The organism is Paraburkholderia sp. BR10954 (genome assembly GCF_040965775.1).
Taxonomy (GTDB): domain Bacteria; phylum Pseudomonadota; class Gammaproteobacteria; order Burkholderiales; family Burkholderiaceae; genus Paraburkholderia; species Paraburkholderia youngii.
In genome coordinates this window covers 96,605-120,996 of the sequence record NZ_JBFRCK010000026.1, presented here as the reverse complement: position 1 = coordinate 120,996, position 24,392 = coordinate 96,605, and the positions used below count along the sequence as shown (strand labels likewise).

The following is a 24,392-nucleotide window of genomic DNA, read 5'->3' as shown; positions in this document are numbered from 1 at the left end:
TCTCCCCTTTCGAGGCAAAGAAATACCCCTTCTTCGATCGAAAGGGAATCGGTTCTGCCAAAGCAGAAAAACCGCCGCGGCACGCGACGGATGTGCGGTTACATCGCTTGCGCCCACGGATGCCGTGCAAAATGTCGCTGTTCGAACGCCTCGATCGCGGCGAGGGAGTCGAGCGTCAGATCGACGGTATCCATGCCGTCGATCACCATGCGCTTGTGGCGCGCGCCGATCGGATACGCATACTGTTCGTCCGACGCGGATCTCACCGTCTGTCGTTCGAGATCAATCGAGATCGGTGTGCCGGGCGTTGCGATCGCCTCGCGCGTCAACGCATCGACGGAATCGCGATCCAGTTGCACGAGCAGCAAGCGGTTATTCATCGCGTTGGAATAGAAGATTTCCGCGAAGCTCGGCGCGATCACCGCCTGAAAACCGTATTGCTGCAAGCCCCACACCGCGTGCTCGCGGCTCGATCCGCAGCCGAAGTTCGCGCCACCGAGCAGGATGCGCGCGTTACCGTAGGCGCGCTGGTTGAGCACGCAGTCCGCGCGCGGCGCGCCGCGCCCGTCGAAGCGCAGGTCGTACAGCAGACCGTCGGCGAGACCCGCCTTGTCGATGATGCGCAGGAACTGCTTCGGCATGATCTGGTCGGTGTCGAGGTTGTCGGTCGGCAACGGGGCGGCGCTGCCTTGAATGGTGGTAAGCCTGGTCATGATGCGGTTGCCTCCAGCGTGCGGACATCGGTGATGCAGCCGGTCATCGCGGCAGCCGCCGCCATCGTCGGACTCATCAGATGCGTGCGGCCGCCGCGTCCCTGGCGGCCTTCGAAATTGCGGTTGGTGGTGGACGCGCAGCGTTCTCCGGGCGCGAGCACGTCGTCGTTCATCGCGAGGCACATCGAGCAGCCGGGCTCGCGCCATTCGAAGCCCGCGTCGATCAGCGTCTGCGCGATGCCTTCCTCTTCGGCCGCCCGGCGCACGCTGCCCGAACCCGGCACGACCATCGCGCGCACGCCTGGCGCGACGCGCTTGCCGCGCACGATCGCGGCCACCGTGCGCAAGTCTTCGATGCGCCCGTTGGTGCACGAGCCTTTTTCAGGAAGGCGATCAAACATCAAGGCCCGCCACCGAAGACCATCACGCCTGACGGCTATGCGGCCTCTTCGTCTGCTATTGGCCTCACGCGACAGCTGGCCGCAGCTGACTTTCACCGGCGCAACAGTGTGCGACCGCGTCAGCCAGGAGCTGATGTGACGAGGGACGTTTGTAGACGGGAACGACAGCCGGCGTTCCCGTCAACCTCTCCCGCAGGAAGTGCACAAACCGTCCCGTTTTCGATGTCTAGATCTTCGCGGTAAAGGTCAGGCCAAACACACGCGGATCTCCATACAGCACGGGATAAGCGCCGTACGACGGAATCAACTCCAGCTTCTTGTAGACCTTATCGGTCAGATTCGTCACGTAACCGGTCAAAATGTATTTCTGATTCGACGACGTATACGACACGTGCGCGTTCATGACGGTATAACCCGATTGCCACAGTTGCGGCACGGTCTGACGCGTCGCACTGAAGTACTCCTTGCTTCGATAGTTGATATCTCCGCCAAGCGAGATCGTACCCACGGGGAATGGCACCCGGTATTCCCCTCCCACATTGATGGTCGTGTGTGGTGAGCGAGCAAACGAATTGCCGACAGCCGTTGGCACATGATCAAACCCGGTGTAACGCGTGTTCAACAAACCGAGGTTGGCGAACAGATAGAGACTATTGAGCGGCTGCGCTCTCAGCTCGAGTTCGAAACCATCGGCCCGTCCCTGTCCCGCGTTCGAAAGTGTGGAAACCGGTGCGCCGCCCAGCGGATTCGGCGCGAGCGCGAACACCTGAATATCGCGGTAGTCATAGTGGAAAACGGTCGCGTTCGCCGTCAAGCGCTTGTCGAACCATTCGCTCTTGATACCTGCCTCATAGGCGGTCAGGTATTCCGGCGTGACGGTGGACACGGTGCTCTGTGTATACGCACTGCCGTTATAGCTGCCTGAGCGGAATCCGCGTGCATAGCGGAAATAGGCCCGCACGTTCTCGGTGATCGCGTACTCCGGCGTCAGGTCCCAGGTCGGCGCCCTCCACGTATTGGTCTGATTTTGACGGGCACTGACCGTGAGCGGTGACGTGATCGACGAGGGATTCCACCAGTTGTTCACATCGCTGAACGAGACAGGCCCGCTGTTCTGCAGCCCGGTCAGATTGATCGACTTGCGCTCGACGGTGTAGCGCAAGCCACCGGTCAGATTGAAACGATCGGTGAACCGGTATTTGACGCTACCGAACACGGCCGCGCTTTGCGTATGTTGCGTCAGATCCGTCGCATGATAAAAGGTCGCAGCCGGGCCGCCCGGCGCATCGGGCAAACCCGCGCCGGCGCCCTGCTCAGTCAGTTCTTCGGTGAAGAAATGCGCACCGCCGATCCAGCTCAGGCGCTCGTTCTGCGGCGACTCGATACGGAATTCCTGAGAGAACTGATGTGCCGCCAACGTATCATGCGAGCGGGCCGCGTCGTAGGGCGAGTAGTCTTCGTCGTCCTGATACCATCGGTTCAGCCCTTCCAACGCGGTAATCGAGGTCAGCGTAAGCTGGCTGTTGACATGCCAATGGGCAGTGATCGAGCCGCCATAGGTGTCGATGTGATCGCTCGAAGGCGCGTTCAGATTGACCGTGTACGGATCGGACGAACCTACGAACCCGAATTGATTCGCGCCGTTTGCCCCAGTGCCCTGCGCGTGCCACGGATCGCCGCCGCCCGTGTAATTGCGGCCATGAATATTCAACAGGAAATCGGAATTCGAAGTAGGCACGGCCAGTAACTGGAAGCGCACGGCATTGTCATGGAATCCGCCAAACCGGCCACCCGCAGCGGTATTGGTGAAGAAGCTGTCGCCGTTCTCGTGATAGACGGAAAGCCGGGCCGCGAGTACATCGTTACTGCCGATCGGACCGCCAATCGCCGCCTCCGCCAGACGGCCGTTGTATTGACTGATCCCCACCTTGCCGTAGCCGTCCACGTCGAAGGCCGGTTTCTTCGAGTTGACACTGACCGCGCCGCCAATCGTATTTTTCCCCCACAGCGTGCCCTGCGGACCTCGCAATACCTGGATGTTGTCCAGGTCGAATAGCGGAAAGCCCTGGCCGAATACGCTGTTGATGTAGACATCGTCAAAATACACGCCGATCGGGCTAAGCGAAAGATCCGACGGATCGTTGCTGCCTACGCCGCGCAGAAACCAACGTGGGCGTTCGCGGCCTTCTGTGGACTGCGCGGTGAAGTTTGGCACGAACTTGGTGATGTCGTTGATCACGCGCAGTTCGTTGCTTCTGATGAAGTCGCCGCTTAGCGCGGTCACCGCCACCGGCACTTCCTGAATATTCTCCCGGCGTCGGCGTGCGGTCACCGTCACTGTACTGAGGTTGGCGACCGGTGTGGCCGCGTTCCTGTTCGCTGCTTTTGGCTCTGCCTGCACGGCCGCGCCGCTCTGATCATTTGAGTTATCCGCCGCTGAATTATCGGCAGCCCAGGCCGGTGAAACGAACAGTCCACCAGCCAGCACTCCCCCGAGCGCAACCACGAGTGTTTTTCTCTTGAGCATCGACTACCCTATCCTTATTCAATTGTTGTTGGTTTGCGCTCGCACCAGACCCTGACCCGTACACGATCGATGCGACACGCATCTAGTCTTTATTGCAAGTCGGATGCCAGGCGAAGCGGTCCGCCGCACAAGGGCACTAAGAAGAGGAAGACGCTGAGTTGCTGCTGGCGCACCGGCCGGATGGTGTTGAGGTGTTGCGTCGGCAACACCTCAACAGCTGGATCGAATCAGGCAGCGAGGCGGAATAAAGACATTGGAGAAATTCGTCTGATCGCGGCGCGGCACGATAGGCTGCGACTTGGTTGCACTACTGAGCACTTCGACCTGGAAGCTCTCTCGGATCTCGGCGAACCCGATCAGCGCGCGAAACCGATCCTCTCAAGTTGGGCGGGAAACGCGCTCGGGCACGGTGGTAAATCGATGTGATTGCGCCAGCGCTCGCGGATCGACCCATGCGTGAATGTCGAAGTCGTTGGGCAGAAAGTCGTAGTCGACAAGAAAGCGTTTGAAGTCGTCGAGCGCGGCAACCGACGCTTCATCCAGATCCGTGCGCAAACGTCGATGCACGTCGTCGCCATAACCGAGACGCAACCAGTCATCACCGGAACCGGTGTCACGGCCGAGATAGCCGAGCACCTCCTGCTTGTGTTCGCGTGCCCAGCCATCCACGTCGATCACGCGTGCGAGAAAGCGGCTGACGATCTCAGGATGCCTCTCGAGGGTAGTCGCATTGACGGTCAGCGGACGCGGCGAGCCGTTGTTGATGCGCACCTTCGGTTCAGGATGAAAGCCGATATCGACCACTATCCGGGCGCCGATCAGGTACGCGCTTTCCAGACCGAGCGATCCCTTCACATAGATTGCGTCGACTTCGCCGCGCACCAGCGCCGCGATCTCAGCGGAATACAGACGGCGGCTGCTAACGCTGCCGGGATTGCTGAACGAAGCGGCTGGCAGCGCGCCGGCCCCCGCAGGCTCACGCAGACCGGTCGCCGCGACATCGACGAGTTCGATGTCCTGCACCGTCAGACCTTCGAGCTCGAGCACGCTGAGAAAGCCGCGCAACGCCGCTGCGCGAAAGATGTCGATGCGCTCGCCTGCGCGCTTTGGCAAGCCGATGCGCCGGCCGCGCAGGTCTCTGGCCGTGCGAATGCCGGAGTCGGGTAGCGCCACGATCGCTTGTGCTTCGTCGACCCAGGTCAAGGCAATGACACGCGTGTCGGCACCCGCCGAACGCGCCCACAACGCAGGAATGCTGCCGCCCTGGCGAAACGAATTGTCGAGGGTGTGTTCGACATGCGAAGCGCGCAGCGCGGCATGCTGCGCCTCCTGCAACGACCGGACGGTGATGCCGTCGCGTGCGAATTCGTCGTCGAGCCAGCCGAGATGCGCAGCGATGCCGAGCGGCGTGGGCACCGGGCAACGGGTGTACCAGATCGACTGGATGTTGTCTGAAACCGGGGTGCTCATGAGTTGTTCCATTCAGGTTTGGCGGGAGCGCGGCGATGCTCAACCGTTGTTCGTCGTCAGCACGGAAAGCCGCGTGATGCCGGCATGTTCGATTGCCGCCATCAGCTTTGCGACGGTGCCGTAGGGCACTCCTTCGTCGGCCTGCAGATTCAGCGCGACATCCGGATCGCGGGCCTTCAGCGCGGTCAGTTCCGTGCCGATGAGGCGCAGATCGACTGGCCGCTTATCGAGGTACACCACGCCTTTCGCATCGACGCTGACAGTCACGCTCGGCTTCTGGTCGGCCGGTGCCGTAGCGACCGTTTTGGGCAGGTTCACATGCACCGCATTGTTCAGCAGCGGCGCCGTGACGATGAACGCGACCAGCAGCACCAGCATCACGTCGACGAGCGGCGTGATGTTGATCTCGCTCAGCACGTCGTCGTTATCGGAAGAAGAAGAGAAGGCCATTATGCGAATACCTCCTTCACCGGCTTGAGGTCCGGCTGGGTGCGCGTCGGCGTGCCCTGCACACGAAAGCCGGCTTTCTGCGCAAGCGTGACGAAATCAGTAGCGAAGCTGTCGAGATCGGCATTTGCCGCTTTCACGCGCCGCACGAAGAAGTTGTAGCTGAGTACGGCCGGTACCGCGACCGCGATGCCGATACCGGTCGCGACCAGTGCTTCGCCGATCGGTCCTGCCACGACGTCGATGCTGGCCGACGCGCTGTGCGTGATCGCCGTCAGCGCATGAATGATGCCGAACACCGTGCCGAACAGGCCGACAAACGGCGCGGTGCTGCCGATCGAAGCAAGCACCGCGAGCCCCGCTTCGAGCCGGCGCCGCTCGTTCTGGATCTGCTGACGCAAGTGCCGTTCGAGTAGATCATGACGGCTCCAACTGTGTTCGAGATCCTGACCGCTGCCTTCATCGGCTTGCCGCAGGGATTCAAAGCCGGTTGCAGCGACCCGGCCCACCGGGCTCACGCCGCCTGCCAACGTGGCCGCCGCCTGGAAATTGCTGGCCGCCCAGAACTGCTTCGCGAAGCGGCGGCTCTGCAGGCTGGCCCGCACGCTTTGCACTGCCTTGACGACGATCAGGGTCCACGTCACCACCGAGAAGATCCCCAGCAGCCATAGCGCGCCCTGCACGATAAGAGTCGTTGAAATGCCATTCATGATCGATTCCTTTTGATTCCATTCTGATGCGTTTAAGGAGAGGTCCGCGCGAATCGGGAGTCCGATCCGCAGCATGGTTCATCACCCCAGCTTGAAGTCGATGGGCACATTGACCCAGCCATCGACTGCTTCGTCTCCTCGCTTTGCCGGCACGAAAATCCAGCGCCGCACAGCAGCCAACGCGGCCTCGTCGAGCATCTTGCGGCCGCTGCTTGTCCTGATATCGACCGAGTCCGGTTTGCCGTTCGCCAGCACGTGCACGCGCAGCAGCACGTGCCCTTCCCACCCCTGATCCTGCGCGATGGGCGGGTAGTCGGGCGCTGGGTTATGTAGATAGGCAGCGTTGCCGATCGGCGCGGTCTCTGCTACGGGGGCTGGCGCTCCAGTCGACGGTGAAGCGGCCGGTGCGGCGGCAACGACGTTTTCCGCAGCCGCCGCGGCTTGCGGTGCCGCCTGCGTCGGCTGTACCGGTGAAGGTGCGGGCTGCCGCGCGGCTTGCGTCGTCCGCGACCGCGGCTGGACCGCCTGTTTGACTGGCTGCGGCGGTTGCTGCTGCGGCGGCGGTGCCTGTTTTGCCTGTGGCAACGGCACCGGCGGCCGCGTCAGCTCCACCGTCATCGGTAAAGGCCTGGGTGGCACGACCAGAGCGCTCGTCTCATGCCGATTCCGGTTCGCCCCTAGCAACGCCGCATGCAGTGCAAGCACCACCAACGCTGCGCCGCCGATCTCCACCGCCGCGCGACTCGTGGTCCGCGCATCACGTCGCACCGTGGGCGATGGCCGCGGGGGCATCCGCGCCGTGCCGCCTGTACCGCTGCCGCGCACCGGCGCGTCGCTCCGATGTGTCGCATGGCGCCGCGCGTGCGGCACCGGGCTCTCCATGGTCAGAAATGTCACGCTCTACTCCTTCTATCGGCGCGCCGCATTGCGACGCATCTCCCTACGCAACCCAGGCACGCTGATATTTCGACGCGTCCGTGATCGGTTTCGGGTCGATCCATGCACGCGCATCGAAGTCGTGTTCCAGAAAGCCCCACTCGAACAGGAAGTCCTTGAAGGCCACCAATCCGTCGATCGAGGTTTGCGCAAGATTGGTTTCCAGATGGCGGTGGACTTCACCGCCGTACGCATAGCGCACCCACTCGTCCGAGGAACGGGTTTCCCGGCCGATGTATGCCACCGTCTCGGCGGGATGCCGGGTCGCCCAGTCGCCCGCGCCGACCACCACCGACACGAAACGGCTCACCAGATCGGGACGCTCGTCGATGAGGGCCTGATCCACCGTCAGCGTGCGCGGCGTGCCATTGCCGATCCGCACCAGCGGGTCGGGATGCGCACCGAGATCGATGACCACTAGTCCATTGATCAGATGCACCGTCTCAAGCCCCGCCACGCCCTTGACGAAAATCGCGTCGACTTCGCCACGCACCAGCGCCGCGACTTCGAGCCCATATTCATGCGGTCCGCGAAACGGTGAGACGGTGCCGCTACGTGGTGCCGCATCGTTCGGACCGGTCGCGACGCGGGCATCGTCGTTGCTGCGTGCCGGTTCCAGCAGATCGATCCACTGTGCGTCGCCATGACCCAGCCCTTCCAGTTCCAGCGCAGTCAGAAAACCCTTGAGCGCTGCCGCGCGCCAGAAGTCGATGCTGATCGCGTGTCGCGGCAAACCCAGACGCCGGCCGCGCAGATCGCGCGGATGCTGGATGCCTTTGCCTGGCAACGTGACGATCGCCTGAAACTCGTTGGTCCACGAGAGACCGACCACTCGCGTCGCGGCCCCTCGCGAACGCGCCCACAGCGCAGGAATATTGCCGCCCTGGCGAAACGACGACGGCAGGCTGTGATCGAAATGCGACTCGTAGATCGCCGGCTCCCGAGTCTCCTGGAGCGAATTCAGCGTGATGCCGTCGGGCCCGAACTCCTCGGCGAACCAGCCACGATGAACCGCAATTCCAAGCGCTGTCGGCACGGGACAGCGGGTGTACCACAGTGCATCGCACGTCGCGGCTCGCGCAACGGTTGTACTCATCGTCGGATTCCTTGCTTGTTGTTGTGTGCGGCTGCCTCCTCTTAGAAGCGCAGCCACTTCCGTTACGCCGTCGCGACGCGCAGCGCCGCTGCGTTCCTGCCTGCGCCGATCGCGCCGGCCACCAGCGGCAACACTTCCTCGCCTACTCGATACGCTTCTTCAAGATGCGGATTGCTCGCGAGAATGAAGGTCGACACGCCGATATCCACGTACTCGGCCAAACGTTCGGCCACCTGCTCGTGACTGCCGACGATCACGCAGCCCGGACCGCCGCGGATCTTCGACATGCCCGCCCACAGGTTGGGACCCACGATCAGATTGTCGAAGTTCTGCGTATTGCCCTGATGCAGGGCGAACTGTCGCTGCGCGCCCACCGATTCGGAGTCGCCCGTGCCAAGCGTGCGGCGCGTGCCGCCAAAATGCGGGCTATCGCTGACGGTGGCGAACATCTGCCGCAATTCGGCCCACGCCTGCTCTTCCGTCTCGCGCGCCAGAATGTCGATGCGCATGCCGAAACGCAGATCGCGCTCGGCGTTCCGTGCGTCGAGCGCGCGTCGCACGTTGTCGATCACTTCCTTCTGTTTGGCGAGCGGCTCGCCCCAGCTCAGGTGCACGTCGCCGTGTTTGGCCGCGACTGCCATCGCAGCTTCGCTTGCACCGGCCAGATAGATTCGCGGCACTTTCTGGCTGCTCAACGGGGCGAGCAGGCCACCTTCTTCCACCTGGTAGAAGCGTCCGTGATGGGTGTACGGCGTGCCGGCCGAATAGCCCTTGACGACGTCGAGAAATTCGTCGGTGCGGGCATAGCGGCTATCGTGGTCGATAAAGTCGCCATACGCGCGTTGATCCGCGCCGCCACCGCCCGTCACGATGTTCCACTCCACGCGGCCACGGCTGATGCGTTGCAGGCTCGCAGCCATCTGCGCGGCATAGGCCGGATGCATGAACCACGGCTGCATCGCGATCAGCAGGCGCAGATTGCGCGTTTCGCGCGCGAGTGCAGCGGCGACTACCCAAGGTTCCTCCGTGAAGCGAAAGATCGGAATCAGCGCGCCGTGAAAGCCGACAATATCCGCAGCACGGGCCACCTGCGACAGGTAGTCGATATAGGCGAAGTCGTCTTTGTCGATCTTGGGCGCGACACGTGAAGCCGTTTGATTGTTCCACTCGCCCCGGGTGTGCCGGTCGTGTGCTCGCCTGCCGTCGCCATGCATCGGCAAACGCCACAGAAATTCGACAGCCATTGTTGTGCTCTCCTTGATGTTCGCGTTCGGCGCGGCTCATCGAATGCCATCTCCTGTATCCATGCCGCGACCGGTTCGGACCTCTTAAAGCACGGCCTATGCCAATCAATCGCGGAGCGTGCCAGCGCGCCGCACAATCTGCCGTGTTCGCCGAGCTTGCGGCCACTTCGGCGACGCACGAAAGCCAGCGCCGCAGTCTTTGACGAAGCTGTTGCGTCAACACCTGCTCTGTTGCTGGTGCAGCACACCGGCGAGGGGATGTTGCTGCAGCAACACCCCGTCACGCGTGATGCACCACTTGCTGGCTGCCCACGCAGTGCTGGTTCGGTCGGCAACCATTGCCAGACCGACACGAGTCGCCTCGAAGTCGAGGTACTGCCTGCCTGGCCTGGTACTTGCATCAAGTAGCCGCGCCGCCGCGCTCGTTCTTAGGCAACGACCGGCAGGCAAGATGAACCTCAACCCGGAAAGTGAACATGACAGACAGGCCCGATTCGTCACCGGACAAACCTCGCCCCTTGTGGTACGCGCGCTCGCCAGTGCCGACCCCGCTCGGCATCGCCGTGCATCTCGGTTGGCTCAACGGCGAGTTGTCGGCGGACGGCGTGGCGATCCGCTCGCTTCGCGATTCGACGGGACACGATGCCTCATCGCTCAGCGATCACACGCTGGCCATGTCATTCCGGCAGGGCGGCAGCATTCCGGCGATGTGGGCACGCTCGCAACAGGCCAATACACGCGTGATCGGTCTGTCGTGGGTCGACGAATCGCAATTGATCCTCACGCTGCCGGGCTCCGGCATCGAGTCGGTCAAACAGTTGCGCGGGCGGCGTATCGCCATTCCGCACAGGCCGACGGATCGCATCGACATCTTCCGGGCGTCGGCGCTGCGAGGCTTTGTCAACGCGCTGAGCCTCGAAGGCCTCACAACGCGCGACGTCGAGTTGATCGACGTGCAGGCACGCACGCTTCAGGCCGTCGGCAACGATCCGTCCGCCGAACTCTTCACCCTGCCGCTCGGACTGTCGAGTCGTTCGCTGTATGCCGCCGAAGCGGGCGCCTTGCTGCGTGGCGCCGTGGATGCGATCTATGTGAAAGGCTCGATCGGTCTCGAAGTCGCGCAACTGATTGGCGCGCGCGTCGTCATCGATATCGGATTTCACCCGGAACGCCATATCCGCAACAACAACGGTACGCCGCGTCCGCTGACCGTCAACGGCGAGGTTCTCGCCCACCATCCCGATATCGTCGCGGGCTTCCTGAAACTGGTGATCGCCGCCGGTGACTGGGCGCGCACTCACCCTGACGAAACCGTGCAGTATGTGTCGCACGAAACCGCTTCGGCGATCGAGTGGGTTCATGCGGCCTATGGCGCCGACCTGCATCACCATCTCGGCGTGAATCTTGAAGAAGAGTCGGTCGCCGCGCTGCACGACTTCAAGAATTTCCTCGTCGAATGGGACTGTCTCGAAGCCGACTTCGATATCGCCGACTGGATCGATCCGCGCCCGATGGCTGACGCCCTGCGCGACACCTTCGAATCCACCAGTCGGCGACGCGCGTGACCGAATGCTTCGCGCCGTCGCCCCTTGTTGCTCCTGTTATAAGGCTCTGTCCGTCCATCATGAAACGCTCCCCTACGCTATCTCTGCGCCGTGCCTTGCTCGCCTGGTCCCTCGCCGTTCCGCTTACCGCTGCGAGCCTGTTCGGGCCGACGTTCGCTCGCGCTGAAGACGCACCAAAGGTCGTGCGTATCGCTGTAGTGGCCTATTCGAGCGGCGGTAAAACGCAATATGCGGGTGCCTCCGCCTTGATCGACGCGGACAAGTCTCTTGAGAATGCGCTGGCCGCACGTCACATCAAGCTGCAATGGGTGCCGGTATCGGTGGCGGCGGTCGGCACGCTCGTCAACGAGGCGTTCACCAATCACAGCATCGACTTTGCCGGTTATGGCGATCTGCCCTCGGTCGTCGTCAACGCGTCCGGAACACACACCAAACTGATCGTGCCAGGCGGCGTCGGCAGCAATACGTATCTGGTCGTGCCACCCGATTCGACCGCGAAATCCATTGTCGATCTGAAAGGCAAGCGCATCGCACTGAATCGCGGCCGGCCGTGGGAAGTGCCGTTCGGCAAGCTGCTTGCCGCCAACCATCTGAAACTGTCCGACTTCAAGATCTACAACCTCGATCCGCAGGCCGGCGCGGCGGCTGTCAGCGCGGGTCGCGTGGATGGCTTCTTCACGTTGTCGGATGCCTATTCGCTCGTCGACAAACAGGTCGGCAAGATCATCTGGTCGAGCAAGGAGGCACCGAGCGCGTGGAAAATGCGCGCTGAACTGTGGGCCTCGGACGATTTCGTGCGCCAGTATCCCGACGTCACTCAACTGGTGGCGAGCGCTTACGTGCGTGCCGCCTACTGGATTTCGCAAGCGCAAAACCGCGATGCTTTCATCAGGATCCTGAGCGCGTCCGGTCAGCCCGAAAGCGTCGTACGCCGTGAATACGACGACGAAAAGCTGCCATGGAAAGATCAATGGACGCCTCTCTTTACGCCCTCGCTCAGCGCGCACTATCGCGATGTGTCGGCATACAGCCAGCAAGCTGGACTCACCTCCGATGGCGCGGATGTTAACAGTCTGCTCGCGCCGCAGTTCGTCAACAACGCATTGAAGGAACTGAAGCTTGAACATTACTGGGATGCGAGCGCTGCAGCGAATGTCGCCAACCGCTGATACCGTCGAGGACGCCGTTGCTCGGGCGGCAATCCCAGGCGCGCCTCGAACGCTCGACTCCCAACCCGGCAGCCGTCGCATGTTATTCACGGGGCTTCGCGGTCTCGCGAGGCGCGCGTCCGTCCTGCTATGGTGGGTTTCGCCCGCATTGCTGTTTCTACTGTGGTGGTATATCAGCGTGCGGCACTGGTTCGCTCCGCAACTGGTGGTGCCACCACAAAAGGTCTTTACGACCCTCAACGCGCTCGCGGCGGGGGGCGACCTGTGGGATAACCTGCAAATCACCTGCCGTCGTCTCGCGATCGGCTTTGTATGGGGCAGCGTGACGGGCGTAGCTTGCGGCGCGTTGCTCGCGCTCAGCCGAACCTTCTCCGATTATGTCCGCCCTCTTTTCGACGTCCTGCGTCAGGTCCCGACCTTGACGCTGATTCCCGTGCTGATCCTGCTGATCGGCATCGATGAATCGCTCAAGGTCGTGGTGGTCGCCAAAGCGGTGTTCTTCCCGGTCGCGCTTGCGACGTACGGCGGCGTTGAAGGCGTGCCGCGCGATCTGGTCGAAATGGCTCGCCACTATGGGCTGGGACGCGCGGCATTGTTTCGCGACGTGCTTCTGCCTTCGGCCATTCCATCGCTGCTAACCGGCATCCGCATCGCGATCGCGCGTGCGTGGCTCTCGCTCGTCGCGGTTGAATTGCTGAGTGCCGACAGTGGCATCGGCGAAATGATGGAAATGGCACGACAGATGCTGCGTATCGACGTGGTCCTGGTCGACGTGATCCTCATCGGTCTGATCGGCTTCGTGCTCGATCAGAGCGTTGCACTCGTCCAACGCTGCGTGTTGCGTTGGCAGATCTCCCCTCGCTGATTTCAGCGTCCCGTTGGGTATTTGATGATGAGCACGCTAACCGCCACTCATTCGCTGCGTCGCCGCGCTCGCGGCTTTGCCGTGCCGTTCGTCCTGTTAGCGCTTTGGGAGTTCACCGCGCATCGCGACGCCGCGCATCAATATGCGTTCGTCCCGCTCGAACAGGTGGCGCGCGCGAGTGTCGAACTGATCCGCAGCGGGGAACTGTACGTCGATCTCGGCGCAAGTCTGCGTCGCACGACGATTGGCCTCGTGACCGGTGCTATCGCGGGCATCGCACTTGGCGCGCTGACCGCCCTGTCACGCAGTGCGGAGAAGCTGGTACATCCGCTGTTTCAGGCCCTCCGGCATGTGCCGCTACTGGGCCTGATTCCGTTGATCAGCCTGTGGTGCGGTACCGGCGAATTTGCCAAGGTCTTCGTTATCTTTCTCGCGGCGTTTTATCCGATGGTGACGAGCAGCTTCGACGGAGTACGCAGGATCGACCATCGCTATTTCGAACTCGCTCACTCCTATGAGCTGACCCGAATGAACTGGCTGCGCGACGTGCTGATTCCCGGCGCATTGCCAGACGTGTTCGCCGGGATCCTCCAGGCGGTTCCGTTTGCATGGATCACCGCCACCAGCAGCGAACTATTCTTCAATGCGGGCTCGGGTATAGGCAGCCTGATGCAGTCGGCTCAGGCTGGCGCACGTGTCGACGTGCTGATGGTCTGCGTGGCCGGCGTAACCCTATTGGCGGTCGCAATGGGTGTGCTCTGCGATCGGGTCGCCCGGCGCGTGCTGCGTTGGCGCGATCACGCCTGACGGCGACCGGCGGCGACGCCGCCGGAGTCGGCGGGGTCGGTGTCGGCGCCGTCAGGGTCGGCGCTGTCGCGCAGTTTGAGAATGCCCAGTTGAGCAAGACGTGCGCGCACGATGTTGCGCGACAGGTCGAGCAGCCGCGAGGTGCGCAACTGATTGTTCTCCGAGAATTCGAAGGTGCTGCGATAGACCGTATCTTCGATATGTTGCCAGAGCCTGGGCGTGCCGAGCTCGAGCAGGTCGACGATTGCGGTGCGCAAGGCTTCGGTGGCTTCGGTGATGTCGCGCGGCCGGCGTGACGGGCTCGCCGCCGGGGGCGCGGCATGCGCATCGGCGGTAGTGGGCGTGAGCGAAAGCGCTGAAAACTGCAAGTCATCCACGTCGATGAATCCGCCGCTACTGACAAGCAGCGCGTGGTGAATCACGTTCTCGAGTTCCCGAATATTGCCCGGCCAGGTGTGCGCATGCAAGCGCTGCAAGGCCGCCTCGGTGAGCGTCGGCGGGGTGATCCGCAAACGCTTCGCGTAGCTCTCCAGAAAGTGCTGAATCAGCGGTCCCATGTCGCCTGGCCGCTCACGCAAAGGCAACAGGCTCAGCTTGACGACATTCAAACGGTAGTACAGATCCTCGCGGAAATTTCCAGCTCGCACCGCCGCTTCCAGATTGACATTGGTGGCGGTGACGAGCCGGACGTCGATCTTGACGGTCTTGCGCGACCCGACCGGCACGACCTCGCGCTCCTGCAACACACGCAGGAGCTTGACCTGAGCAGCGAGTGGCAGGTCGCCAACCTCATCGAGAAACAGCGTGCCACGATTGGCCGATTCAAACCAGCCCGGCTGGCTGCTGATCGCTCCCGTAAACGCGCCGCGTTCGTGGCCGAAGAGTTCGCTCTCGATCAGGGTCTCCGAAAACGCCCCGCAGTTCACGGCGATGAAGGGACCGTCGCGCCGGTCGCTCAACGAGTGCACGAGCCGCGCGATCAACTCCTTGCCGGTGCCGCTTTCGCCGGTCACGAGCACGGTGGCATCGCTCGGTGCGACCAGACGGATGCGTTCGAGCAGGACCAACGATTTGGGATCGTCAAACGTCAGTGCCTTTGCACGAATCGTAATGGCGTGCGAGGTGGGATCGGGAAAGCTGAAGACTGCCATTGATCAACTAGCCAGAAATGCGAAGGGAACCTGGAAGATATCAAGGGCGGTGTCCAGCACGAACCAATTCATCGAGCTAACGGTATGACATAACTGGCAATAGCATATGGCGAGCGTGGACCAAAAGAATGGCACGACTGGCAAGGTCGTGCCGTGGATCGAAGACAGTTGTGTGGGCTGGTCGGCGCTTGCCGTGCTCAGGCGAGACCCGTCATCTTCCATTGCTGTTCGAGCACACCGGGCCCGAATTCCTTAGATCCCCCCAGCGATTCGGCCAGCGCCTGAAAATAGGCGCCCTCTTCGAGAATAAGAATGTACTGCGACACCTCGAGGATATTTTTACCCCAGAATGTCGCACCGCCGTTCGCTTCGAGAATCGCCGGAATGTTTGGGTCACGCCTGATGGTGTCAACAATGAAGCGGGGCTCTCCGGGACGGCGATCGATATAGATTGGAATCTCGCGCGCCTTGGTGTAGCGCTGCGCGGGTGCATAGAGAATAGGCAACGGACGGTGCGCGCTAGCCCACGCGCCGAGATACGGGCCGTGCACGTGGATCACCACGTCCACCTCCGGCGCTTCGAGGAACACTCCTGCATAGCGCGGCCCGTGAGCCGACGCCTTTGGATCGCCGTGGACGACCTTGCCGTCCAGCGAGACGACCACCGCTTGCACCTCTTGCGACTGCGCCCATGGCGTCGGCGCCGACACGGCTACCACGAGGTCGGTGTCCGGTACACGCTGATAGGCCTGGAAGGTATTGGTCGCGGAGAGCGTGCGGGTCTCCTTGAGTACTCGTGCGGCTTGCGCAAATTCGCGGCGCACGCGTTCAACAAAGGCTACCAGGGCGCCGCTTTCCAGCGTGTGCGGAACAGACATGTCGAGTCCTTTTGATAAGTGATTGTGCGGCCCCCTTAAAGCAGCAAGCGTGCCAAATTGCTGTGACGGGGCGATAGCCCTTCCGTTCGGCGCATACAGCAGATGCAGGGGCGCGAGGCTCGGTCTCGAGAGCGGCGGTTCTGCTGCACGACCACCAGCGCGGCATCAGCGAGTGTTGCGCCTGAGGCAATGCGAAGAGTCAGAAGACCAAAAAGCTGCGATGCCACGCGGTTTGTGCGCGTATGACGCGATGGTTCGAAACTTGCGTTGAGAGCGCCCCGCGGGTTTCGTGGAGTGCGGTGGGCGTCATGGTCGGCCTGCGCACGATCCCGCACCTTTCTCACCATCGATCAGGGCATCACAATGAAAGAAGAAACTGTTCGCGCACGAGGTTGGCGCGCTTCGAGATACGCTGCACTTGGCGCCACTTACGCGGCTTTTCTGTTGTCCAACGTCGCATTGGCCGCGGGGGCAAGAGTGCCGCCCCCGGATCCCTTACAAGGCGATGGCCGCGTGTCCTCTTTCTACACCTGGGACGACGAGATCCCCGCCCACCCCGGCGAGCTGCTCCGCTCCGAGCAACTGCCCCAGACGCTCGGCCTCGCCAGCGCCGGTCGACAGCTGCGGCTGCTTTACAGCTCGACCGATGGCGTGGACGGCAAGACGCCGATCGCCGTCTCGGGCGCGCTGTTCGTGCCCAAGGGTCAAGCACCGCAAGCAGGTTGGCCGATCGTCGCGTGGGGCCATGGCACGTTCGGCATGGCCGATATCTGCGCGCCCTCCTGGTTCGGCCGGTCCTATCGGGACGTGCGCTACCTGAACGCCTGGCTTCAGCAAGGCTTCGCGGTGGTGGCCACCGACTATCAAGGGCTCGGCACGCCGGGCCCGAATCCCCAACTCAACAATCGCTCGAATAGCTACACGATGCTCGACAGCGTTCGCGCGGTCCTGCACAGCGTTCCGGGGCTGGCAAATCAGGTGGTGCTGGTCGGCCAGTCTCAAGGCGGCTCGGCTGTTGTCGCGGCAGCCGGCTATGCAAGCACCTACGCTCCGGATCTGAACATCCGAGGCGCGGTGGCGACGGGCGTGATCTACAACGCGTCGAAACAGACGCTGGCATCGCTCGCGCCGTTTCAGAGCGCTTACCACCGTGATCCGAACCGGATCGACAGCACCCTTGCCTATCAGTTCTATTCCGTGCTATCGGCGCAGCAGATCGATCCGAGCCTGAAGGCATCGGAGGTCCTCACCGACTCCGCGCTACCGCTGCTCGAACAATCGCGTATCAGTTGCCTTGCATCGCTTGAAGACGATTCCGCGTTTGCGCAACTGACTAGCGCGAACACCGTGAAACCCGGAGGCATGGCCCGGCTGGAGGCCTGGTGGAACGACTATCTGAAGTACCCGACCCTGAAGCTCAAGACACCGCTCTTTATCGGCATTGGCGCGGACGACGGGCTCGCACCGCTAGAACTGTCATTGGCGAAAGATGCCTGCGCTGCCGGTACCAGGGTCGAGGCTCATCTGTACGCTGGGCGCGAGCATAACGGCACGGTCAACACCTCGCTCGAAGACTCGATTCCCTTCGTCAGGAAAGTGCTGGCCGGGGAAACGGTGACGCCAGTCTGTACGCCGGTCGAACAGCAGCCCAGGCTCTGATTGAAACGGGCCGACCCAGTGCCAGATGCACACGGTAGCCATCGTTCCTCGACTGAACCTCGAGCCAGAACCAGTTGCTTCGATAACCACTACCACCAGTTCTTCGCGGTGCAGAGCAGCGGCGCACGGACTTTCTATGCGGCCGCTCACGCGGCAACCGGCAGCAACAGATCCTGATCGGGAACGCGACGCGTCAGCGCCGTTCCCTGGCTGTCGAACAGGTGCAACGCTCTGAGCGTCAACGTGACCGCGATGCGCTGCTCCGGCGTCGCATGTGCATGGCCAGGAGCTTTCGCGACAAGCGGAGGCAGGCTAGCCCCGTCGTCAAGGTACGGAAACGTCGACTCACCGAGCCGCTCCTGCCATTGCAAGTCGCGCACAGTGTCTCGCGACACGCCGCCAAGCTCGATGTGCTGTGGTCGTACGCCGACCGTGGACATCCACACCGGCTTGCAGTGCGCTTGCATCAACTGGCGCTTCAATCGTCTCGCCGGTGCGAAGCCGTACAATTGCCCCATCCGGTCGCCCTGCCACGAGCGTCCCTGGGAGGAAAGTTATCTTCAGCGATCCGATGAACCCCGCGACGAACAGATTGCGGGGATGCTGATGCAGCTCGAGCGAACCACACTGCGCGACACTGCCTTCGCGCGGGACTGCGTCGCCGCTATTGACCAGAATGATGCGCTCGGTGAGCGTGTTGTCCATTTGTCGTCTGAGGGAGAGTCGCCTTCGGTCAGCAATTCGATCGATAGGAAATTTAAGTGAGCTGATAGTAGGTGTGTCGCGACTTGGCCATTGGTGATTTTGCCCTGAGGTGGAGTGCCGCCGTTGAGGCATGCGCGGCTCGTGGCATGAACGGATGCGGCTTCAGACAATCGCGCCGCAGTTCGAGCAATGGTGGGCCAGGGGCTGTACGAGCCCACACGAGATGGAGCGGAAAATGACCCAGGAACTTCGAATTGAGAACGAAACGTTGCGGCAGCAAGTGCGCGCACTTGCTTCTGTTAACGAAGCTCTGCGAAGAGAGCTTCATATACAGCACGCCATGGCCGGCAGAAATGTCGTAGCGTTCAAAGGGCACGCGGACGGACGATGAGACGAGGTAAAGCCGAACGGCGGCAAGGCGAAGCGTATCCGTTACCTCGGCTAAAGGCCGCCGGCAGACCGTCCAACGACAGTGACCTGTCGCTCCTGTCGCCTCTGCAGGCTCTCTTAACGGATACCAATTGGCATCATAGCCACCAGGGATGGCTTCGCTTCGGGCTCCGCTTTCAAGAAATATAGCTGACCGCTTCGGGTCGGTTTCGGGCGACCGCGTCAGGCAGTGACCGGCCCATGCGCGTCGTTCGACGCTCCGCCTGTCTGGTTCCGCCCGCATCCCTAAGCGGTCACTCACGGATCGGCGCCGGCCCAATCAAAGCAGATGCCCTCCGCGAATTCCGGAGGCGGATCACCGCAGGCGGATCTGACAAATTCACTCACTCGGCACTGGGAAAACGTCGCTGACGCGACAGGCGTCGCTTATTGTGGCTATGCGACAGACCATCTGCGGACAGCGAAGGGATTGAGGAGTGCAGCACGGCGAATTCGCCGGCTCGCCGTCCCGACCCTGCTACAAGCATTCCTGCGCTTGCTCAGGTAACGGGCACCTACTCTCCTTCGGCGAAGAACCACGCCGACATCGTCCGTGCCAGTTCGAGCACGACCTCCGCGTCGGTCCGACCGGAGGACGCGCGCACGTGGAACGAATGATCTGCGTCGTCCACCACATGCAGCGTGGCGCGTGGCCCCAGCATCTCGACTACCGACCTCAGCAGGTGAAGCTCGGCCAGCTTGTCGCGCGTGCCCTGCAGGAAGAGCATCGGCACCGTGACGTCCGCCAGGTGCCGTGCCCGCTCCATGCCGGGCGCGCCCGCCGGGTGCAGCGGGAACGCGACGAAAGCGAGGCCACGCACGCCGTCGAGCGGGGAGATGGCCTGGGCCTGGGACGTCATGCGGCCGCCGAACGACCTGCCGCCCGCGAAGAGCGGCAGGGCTGGCAGCCGCCGGCGGGCCTCTGCGACGGCTGCCCGCACGGCAGCATGTGCCACGGCCGGCGAGTCCACCCGCTTGGAGCCCCGCTCCATGTACGGAAACTGGTAGCGCAATGTGGCGACATTGGCCGCCGCAAGCGCGTCGGCCAATGACGACATGCCGGCGTGCTGCATGCCCGCCCCGGCACCGTGCGCGAAGACATACAGGGCTCGCGCGTCCTCCGGCACCCGGAGGAGCGCAGAGACCTTAGTGCCGTCGGGCAGTGCCATGGAAAGCGATTCTGGGTCGTCCATCGTATTCAGGTCGTGTCGTTGTGGCCTTAGCGCCGATTCTGTATCAATGAGGCATCGCGGAGCGTTCGTGGCGGCCTCCGGCAAGGCATTGCGCAGGCGGAGCTTGCCGGCCGATCCATGGAGCGCGCGCCCATCGTGAACGGCGCCGCAGTCGCGATGTGTCGGTTGACGACCGCAGTCCCGACCTGTGGGCCGCAGGATTCGCGCCGTGCGAATCGAGCAGCATCAGCATGGCTGCTGATGCCAGTCCAGTCATTCAACGACCATTCTAAGCCCCGCGCTTCGTCAGCGAATTGACCCATATCGGATGTGGGCCGGATCGACGCTAGCCGACCAGTCGCTGTCTGCCGTTCACCACATGATGTAGAAAATGCGTTACCGGTGCACACGGGGGTGCCGCGGCGTAGCGGATGGTATGGCAATGCCCGCGCCTACGCGTCTTGTTGTTCGAGCTAGTTAGCGGTACGTCGCGGCAGTCCCGAACCACACCGGCCAGCCTCGGTTGCTCAGGCAGCATGACGCGCCCCAAGTCAGTACTGACACGCCAAAGGCAAGAATGGTGCAAAGCATCATCGCTGGCATAGTTTCGCGAGCCTATACTTCGCAAGACCGCTTCACCCTTGGGCGTTTTGCGATGATGTCATTCGCGATCGCGGACGCTGTAAAACCAGTAGCATTGTCCGTGCAGGGATGCACGTCCCAGGTCGAGCAGCGCAATACGACTTACCTACGCCGATTTTCCCCAAACGGAGAAGCGCATGAAATTCCGCCGCGGCGTCAGAGTAGTGCTGCGGACAAACGTAGCGGCGATCGATTGCTTTTCTCGGACGTCTGAAGAGGAGAAGCGACCATGAAAATCCTGTGGGTCGATGACCACGAACTTCTGTGCGTCGCCCTTTCCGAATATTTACAAACACACGCTTCGGAGCTGAGCGCAACCCCAATCGACGTCACGCCCGTCTTTACGCTTGCCCGCGCGCTTGAAGAAGTCAACAAGGCACCTCCCCCCGATCTGGTATTCCTGGATCTTAATCTGGACGATGAGAACCGTGGCGCCGCGACACTTGAGCATTTCCAGGCCGGAAATCCATCTAAAGTTCCCGTGGTCGTCTGCACAGGACTCACTCCCGGGAACGATCAGGAAGTTGAAATTTTGCGCATGTGCATGCGTGACTACGCCGCTCGGGGAATCCTGTTGAAAGGAGGCGCGCACAAAAAAATGTTCATTGGACTGAGCAGGATCCTGGGAGGTGAACTCTGGATTCCGGAAGAAGTCCTGCTCCGCTTTGCCCGCTCGACACAAGCGCCCTCAGCTAGCCGGAATGAGCACCATCTTGGGCTTTCTCCTCGAGAGTGGGACGTAGGGCGTTGCATTGCACGTGGCCTCTCGGGAAAACAGATCGCTAGAGAGCTTAACGTCACCGAAGGACATGTCAGACAGGTATCCTGTGTTATCTACGACAAACTTCGAGTCAGAAACCGCGTAGAAGCGGCACTTAGAGTCAATGCCGAGTTGGGTGGTGGAAGCGGGCCAGACAAGGGACCGTCATGAAGATCTTTGCTATACCGCGATTTATGTTGCACTGCGAACACTAGCACCCGCCTTCGGCCGATTTTCCTGGGGCTTATGTTTTGCAAGTAAGGTCAATAAGGTCTGTTCGGAAACCGGTTTCGACAAAAGCTTCATGCCGCTGGCGGCGACTTTTTTGAGCACAGCTGACGAGGTGTCCCCCGACCACAGGATCGCCGGGATCGAAGCGTCGGTAGCAGCGCGGACCGCCAGAATCGCAGCAATACCGTCCTCGTTTTCCAGCCGGTAGTCTGAGAGGATGAAGTGAGGACCACTTGCCAGCGCTTCAATGCGCAACTGTTCGATGACGTCGGATGATGATTCCCCCGCCACGACGTAGCAGCCATGCTCGATCAGGCGCATCGATATTTCGATTCTCAGGTCGCTGTTGTCTTCGATGATCGCCACGACCATATCGGTCAGGTCCGCTTCGCCGTTTTCAACCGTTTGAACCTCGCTGAGCAACTCCGGCGGTATGCGTTCCACGAAGGGGACCGTCACGGAAAAACGCGATCCCCGCCCGGGTGCCGAGTTCACATCCAGTTTGTGACCAAGGAGGTTCGCGAGCCCCTGGACAATGGCCAGACCCAGTCCGAACCCTTTATCGCGATTCCTCTCGGGATTGGCAACCTGGACATAGCTTTTGAAGATATCCGCCTGTCTATCTTCAGGGATACCGATCCCGTTGTCCCAGACACTTATCCTTACGCAGGTGCCACGTCTCTGGCAACTCACCAGAACATGTCCGTTCTTTCCTCCCTGCCCGGAAGGCGTGTAACGGACCGCATTGATCACCATATTTCGGACGATCCGGTCCAACGCATGCCGATCGGTGCGGACCAGATAAGGGCGACTATGGAGTCGTAATCTCAGCCCCTTCGCCTCAGCCAGCGGCTGCATATCCGCAACTATGCCGCGTAAAAGGGAAGTCAGCGCTACCTCCTGAATTTCCACATTCCAGGTGCGGGACTCGAGGCGGCAGATATCCAGTGCCCCGTTAATCATCCCTTCCATCGCAGCCACCTGCCTTTGCGCAATTGAGACGTCTACGGCCAGGCTGGTCGATTTAACGCATCGCTCGATAAAACCTAACTTCAGGCCGAGCGTGGTGAGCGGCTGGCGCAAGTCATGGCTTATGGCAGCCATAAACTGGTTCTTTTCCAGCATTGCGGCTACCGCCTGAGCTCGCGCTTCCTCGAGAACAACCTCTTTTACACATATGAGTTGCTGATCGTTGCAGATGTACCAGGCGACAACGCAATAGCCAATTAGTTGAGCCGTATACCAGTCAAACATTCCCGGCCGGTGAATAAAAAACCCCGGTGCCATGTCAAATGCGAATGGGATCGTGCCGACCAGCAGTGCACCTAAAGCCGCACGAAAACTGGGTGCGAGCAGCAGCAACGTAATTGCCTGGCCGATCATGGTCAGTTCCATGAAGCCATACCTGGCAAATCTGAAGTGGTGGCTATGGACGATCACGCCGATCACGTAGGTGGGTGGTATTAGCCCAAAGCTGGCCGCAGCCCACCAGAACGATGTCAGCATGACCAATGCAGCCCATGCCCAATGTAGCTGCCCGACCGCGCTGACGCCGGCGTGCTTCGGGAGCATCATTGTTTTTTTCAGTAAGTATGCTGCGAAAGGAGCCGCCAGCCCCCAGAGTCCCATGATCCAGACGACACGGAACCATGGATAGATATCCGACGTTTTGGTCCAGGCTCCAACTATGAACCAGAACGGGCTTACGACCAACAAAAGCGCGATCCAATATACCGACCGGCGGGACAGCGATTGCAATAACTTGTGTTTGACGAGGAGATTCTGTTCAGCACTGAGTGCTGCAACGGCAACCGGTCCGACAAAAAATCTTCTGAATTCAGCGAACCTGCGGCGCGCGATTTCCTGAATCGTTTCACTCACGCCCACTGATGTTCTGGCCCTGACATTTTCGCTCGCGGCAGAATCACTTGATGTTCGAGAACAGGACGCCATAACAGGCCTCCGGGCGGGAGTCAGGGGCAGCTACAGACTATTGTGCTAGCAGTCCGCCAGCAAGTCGATGACAAGTGTGCTGTTTTAGGCCGAACAAATGTTCGTGATCCACGCAGGTGGTTCCAACCGCCCGCAGTACCAGCAAGCCCGGCTCGCCAGTTGCGATATTGGTCGCTCCATGTATGCCGCGTCGAACTACTTCCGTAACCGGGCACGCTCCTTACTCTGACAACGGCATCATGCCGAACAATCGTAAAACGACACCGAACATTTATTCTCCAGCAAAAGGAACATTTAATACCGAACATCAAACTATCGACGTAATTACAACTGACACGGTTTCACGGCGAAATAACGCAACATAATTTGACACAAGGAGGGCGTTAATGACCGCACAACTGGGCCGCCTTCTTCTCCTGTCAAGTGCCTATTGTGAGTACGTCTCCATAACCGGCCGGCGCGGAAAACGCAGTGCGTACGGGCGCCCGTGTTGCCGCAGTGCCGGATGGACAACCATGAGGGGGTGCATCATGAAGTGGCTTATCCAGGCAGTTGCACTAGCGGGCGCGATCGCCGCGCCGATGGCGTCTTTCGCGCAATCGGATCGGCCGGTCACGCGTGACCAGGTCAAGGCAGAGTTGCTGCAGCTCGAACAGAATGGCTATAACCCTGCTGCCAAAAACGATGCCCAATATCCCGCGGATATTCAGGCTGCCGAAGCGCGCGTAGCCGCGCAGCGCGCAAATGGCCAGGATACGTCGGGATATGGGGCGCCGCTGGGCGGCTCGTCGCAATCCGGTTCTGGCCAACATCCGATGGTGGTTAATCCGGACGGTCAATGACGCGTGGTGAACGGCCTGCC

22 protein-coding genes and 2 pseudogenes are annotated in these 24,392 nt (G+C 61.4%); 10 read left to right on the top strand and 14 right to left on the bottom strand.

What is annotated here, in order from left to right:
* Positions 1-98: 98 nt before the first annotated feature.
* Both leuD and AB4Y34_RS29465 read right to left on the bottom strand, forming a co-directional pair.
* Positions 99-713 carry a 3-isopropylmalate dehydratase small subunit gene (leuD, locus tag AB4Y34_RS29470; RefSeq protein WP_368717996.1) on the bottom strand — a complete coding sequence of 205 codons (615 nt, stop codon included), beginning with the start codon at positions 711-713 and terminating at the stop codon, positions 99-101.
* Positions 710-1,090, bottom strand: a pseudogene (locus AB4Y34_RS29465) (aconitase family protein); the annotation flags it as partial. The gene leuD and the pseudogene AB4Y34_RS29465, both read right to left, overlap by 4 nt.
* Between AB4Y34_RS29465 and AB4Y34_RS29460 the strand changes: the two are divergent.
* Positions 1,082-1,174: pseudogene (locus AB4Y34_RS29460) on the top strand (IS6 family transposase); the annotation flags it as partial. The pseudogenes AB4Y34_RS29465 and AB4Y34_RS29460 sit on opposite strands and share 9 nt — an antisense overlap.
* Before the next feature lie 166 nt (positions 1,175-1,340).
* On the opposite strand, the gene AB4Y34_RS29455 reads toward AB4Y34_RS29460, so the two are convergent.
* The 7 genes from AB4Y34_RS29455 to AB4Y34_RS29425 all read right to left on the bottom strand — a co-directional run bounded on the left by AB4Y34_RS29455 (position 1,341) and on the right by AB4Y34_RS29425 (position 9,544).
* Complete coding sequence (locus AB4Y34_RS29455; protein ID WP_368717995.1) at positions 1,341-3,641, bottom strand: TonB-dependent receptor; 2,301 nt, start codon at positions 3,639-3,641, stop codon at positions 1,341-1,343.
* 378 nt (positions 3,642-4,019) lie between these two features.
* Positions 4,020-5,111, bottom strand: coding sequence for an ABC transporter substrate-binding protein (locus tag AB4Y34_RS29450; protein WP_368717994.1), 1,092 nt, complete (start codon positions 5,109-5,111; stop codon positions 4,020-4,022).
* 39 nt (positions 5,112-5,150) lie between these two features.
* Positions 5,151-5,561 carry a biopolymer transporter ExbD gene (locus AB4Y34_RS29445; protein WP_176383197.1) on the bottom strand — a complete coding sequence of 137 codons (411 nt, stop codon included), beginning with the start codon at positions 5,559-5,561 and terminating at the stop codon, positions 5,151-5,153.
* The gene (locus AB4Y34_RS29440; protein WP_176383195.1) at positions 5,561-6,268 is read right to left on the bottom strand and encodes a MotA/TolQ/ExbB proton channel family protein; all 708 of its coding nucleotides are present in this window, start codon (positions 6,266-6,268) and stop codon (positions 5,561-5,563) included. The genes AB4Y34_RS29445 and AB4Y34_RS29440 overlap by 1 nt, the downstream gene beginning before the upstream one ends.
* An 81-nt stretch (positions 6,269-6,349) precedes the next feature.
* Complete coding sequence (locus tag AB4Y34_RS29435) at positions 6,350-7,165, bottom strand: energy transducer TonB (protein ID WP_368717993.1); 816 nt, start codon at positions 7,163-7,165, stop codon at positions 6,350-6,352.
* A 43-nt stretch (positions 7,166-7,208) separates the two neighbouring features.
* The gene (locus AB4Y34_RS29430) at positions 7,209-8,300 is read right to left on the bottom strand and encodes an ABC transporter substrate-binding protein (RefSeq protein ID WP_368717992.1); all 1,092 of its coding nucleotides are present in this window, start codon (positions 8,298-8,300) and stop codon (positions 7,209-7,211) included.
* Positions 8,301-8,362: 62 nt separating this feature from the next.
* Positions 8,363-9,544, bottom strand: coding sequence for an LLM class flavin-dependent oxidoreductase (locus AB4Y34_RS29425; protein ID WP_368717991.1), 1,182 nt, complete (start codon positions 9,542-9,544; stop codon positions 8,363-8,365).
* Positions 9,545-10,020: 476 nt separating this feature from the next.
* On the opposite strand from AB4Y34_RS29425, the gene AB4Y34_RS29420 reads away from it, so the two are divergent.
* The 4 genes from AB4Y34_RS29420 (at position 10,021) to AB4Y34_RS29405 (ending at position 13,950) form a co-directional block, all read left to right on the top strand.
* Entirely contained in the window at positions 10,021-11,109 is a 1,089-nt protein-coding gene (locus AB4Y34_RS29420; RefSeq protein ID WP_368717990.1) for an ABC transporter substrate-binding protein, read from the top strand.
* Positions 11,110-11,168: 59 nt separating this feature from the next.
* Entirely contained in the window at positions 11,169-12,278 is a 1,110-nt protein-coding gene (locus tag AB4Y34_RS29415) for a PhnD/SsuA/transferrin family substrate-binding protein (RefSeq protein WP_368717989.1), read from the top strand.
* Between the two features lie 79 nt (positions 12,279-12,357).
* Entirely contained in the window at positions 12,358-13,143 is a 786-nt protein-coding gene (locus AB4Y34_RS29410) for an ABC transporter permease (RefSeq protein WP_368717988.1), read from the top strand.
* A gap of 27 nt (positions 13,144-13,170) precedes the next feature.
* Complete coding sequence (locus tag AB4Y34_RS29405; RefSeq protein WP_368717987.1) at positions 13,171-13,950, top strand: ABC transporter permease; 780 nt, start codon at positions 13,171-13,173, stop codon at positions 13,948-13,950.
* On the opposite strand, the gene AB4Y34_RS29400 is transcribed toward AB4Y34_RS29405, so the two are convergent.
* Together AB4Y34_RS29400 and AB4Y34_RS29395 are read right to left on the bottom strand one after the other, a co-directional pair.
* On the bottom strand, positions 13,941-15,101 hold the full coding sequence (locus AB4Y34_RS29400; RefSeq protein ID WP_368717986.1) for a sigma-54 interaction domain-containing protein: 1,161 nt from the start codon (positions 15,099-15,101) through the stop codon (positions 13,941-13,943). The two genes, AB4Y34_RS29405 and AB4Y34_RS29400, sit on opposite strands and share 10 nt — an antisense overlap.
* A gap of 197 nt (positions 15,102-15,298) precedes the next feature.
* Positions 15,299-15,979 (bottom strand): class II aldolase/adducin family protein, encoded by a 681-nt coding sequence (locus AB4Y34_RS29395; protein ID WP_176383275.1) that lies wholly within the window; start codon positions 15,977-15,979, stop codon positions 15,299-15,301.
* A gap of 444 nt (positions 15,980-16,423) precedes the next feature.
* Between AB4Y34_RS29395 and AB4Y34_RS29390 the strand changes: the two genes are divergently transcribed.
* Positions 16,424-17,638 (top strand): alpha/beta fold hydrolase, encoded by a 1,215-nt coding sequence (locus AB4Y34_RS29390; RefSeq protein WP_368717985.1) that lies wholly within the window; start codon positions 16,424-16,426, stop codon positions 17,636-17,638.
* Positions 17,639-17,784: 146 nt separating this feature from the next.
* On the opposite strand, the gene AB4Y34_RS29385 is transcribed toward AB4Y34_RS29390, so the two are convergent.
* On the bottom strand, positions 17,785-18,033 hold the full coding sequence (locus AB4Y34_RS29385; RefSeq protein ID WP_176383174.1) for a hypothetical protein: 249 nt from the start codon (positions 18,031-18,033) through the stop codon (positions 17,785-17,787).
* Between the two features lie 37 nt (positions 18,034-18,070).
* On the opposite strand from AB4Y34_RS29385, the gene AB4Y34_RS29380 reads away from it, so the two are divergent.
* Positions 18,071-18,403, top strand: coding sequence for a hypothetical protein (locus AB4Y34_RS29380; protein ID WP_368717984.1), 333 nt, complete (start codon positions 18,071-18,073; stop codon positions 18,401-18,403).
* 175 nt (positions 18,404-18,578) lie between these two features.
* On the top strand, positions 18,579-18,734 hold the full coding sequence (locus AB4Y34_RS29375) for a hypothetical protein (RefSeq protein ID WP_176383169.1): 156 nt from the start codon (positions 18,579-18,581) through the stop codon (positions 18,732-18,734).
* Between the two features lie 553 nt (positions 18,735-19,287).
* On the opposite strand, the gene AB4Y34_RS29370 is transcribed toward AB4Y34_RS29375, so the two are convergent.
* Entirely contained in the window at positions 19,288-19,965 is a 678-nt protein-coding gene (locus AB4Y34_RS29370) for an alpha/beta family hydrolase (protein ID WP_368717983.1), read from the bottom strand.
* A gap of 850 nt (positions 19,966-20,815) precedes the next feature.
* On the opposite strand from AB4Y34_RS29370, the gene AB4Y34_RS29365 reads away from it, so the two are divergent.
* Positions 20,816-21,517 carry a response regulator transcription factor gene (locus AB4Y34_RS29365; RefSeq protein WP_176383165.1) on the top strand — a complete coding sequence of 234 codons (702 nt, stop codon included), beginning with the start codon at positions 20,816-20,818 and terminating at the stop codon, positions 21,515-21,517.
* 21 nt (positions 21,518-21,538) lie between these two features.
* Here AB4Y34_RS29365 and AB4Y34_RS29360 read toward each other — a convergent pair whose 3' ends face one another.
* Positions 21,539-23,458 (bottom strand): hybrid sensor histidine kinase/response regulator, encoded by a 1,920-nt coding sequence (locus AB4Y34_RS29360; RefSeq protein WP_368717982.1) that lies wholly within the window; start codon positions 23,456-23,458, stop codon positions 21,539-21,541.
* Positions 23,459-24,060: 602 nt separating this feature from the next.
* Between AB4Y34_RS29360 and AB4Y34_RS29355 the strand changes: the two genes are divergently transcribed.
* Positions 24,061-24,372: a DUF4148 domain-containing protein gene (locus AB4Y34_RS29355; protein WP_176383273.1), complete on the top strand. Its 312-nt coding sequence runs from the start codon at positions 24,061-24,063 to the stop codon at positions 24,370-24,372.
* Positions 24,373-24,392 lie beyond the last annotated feature (20 nt).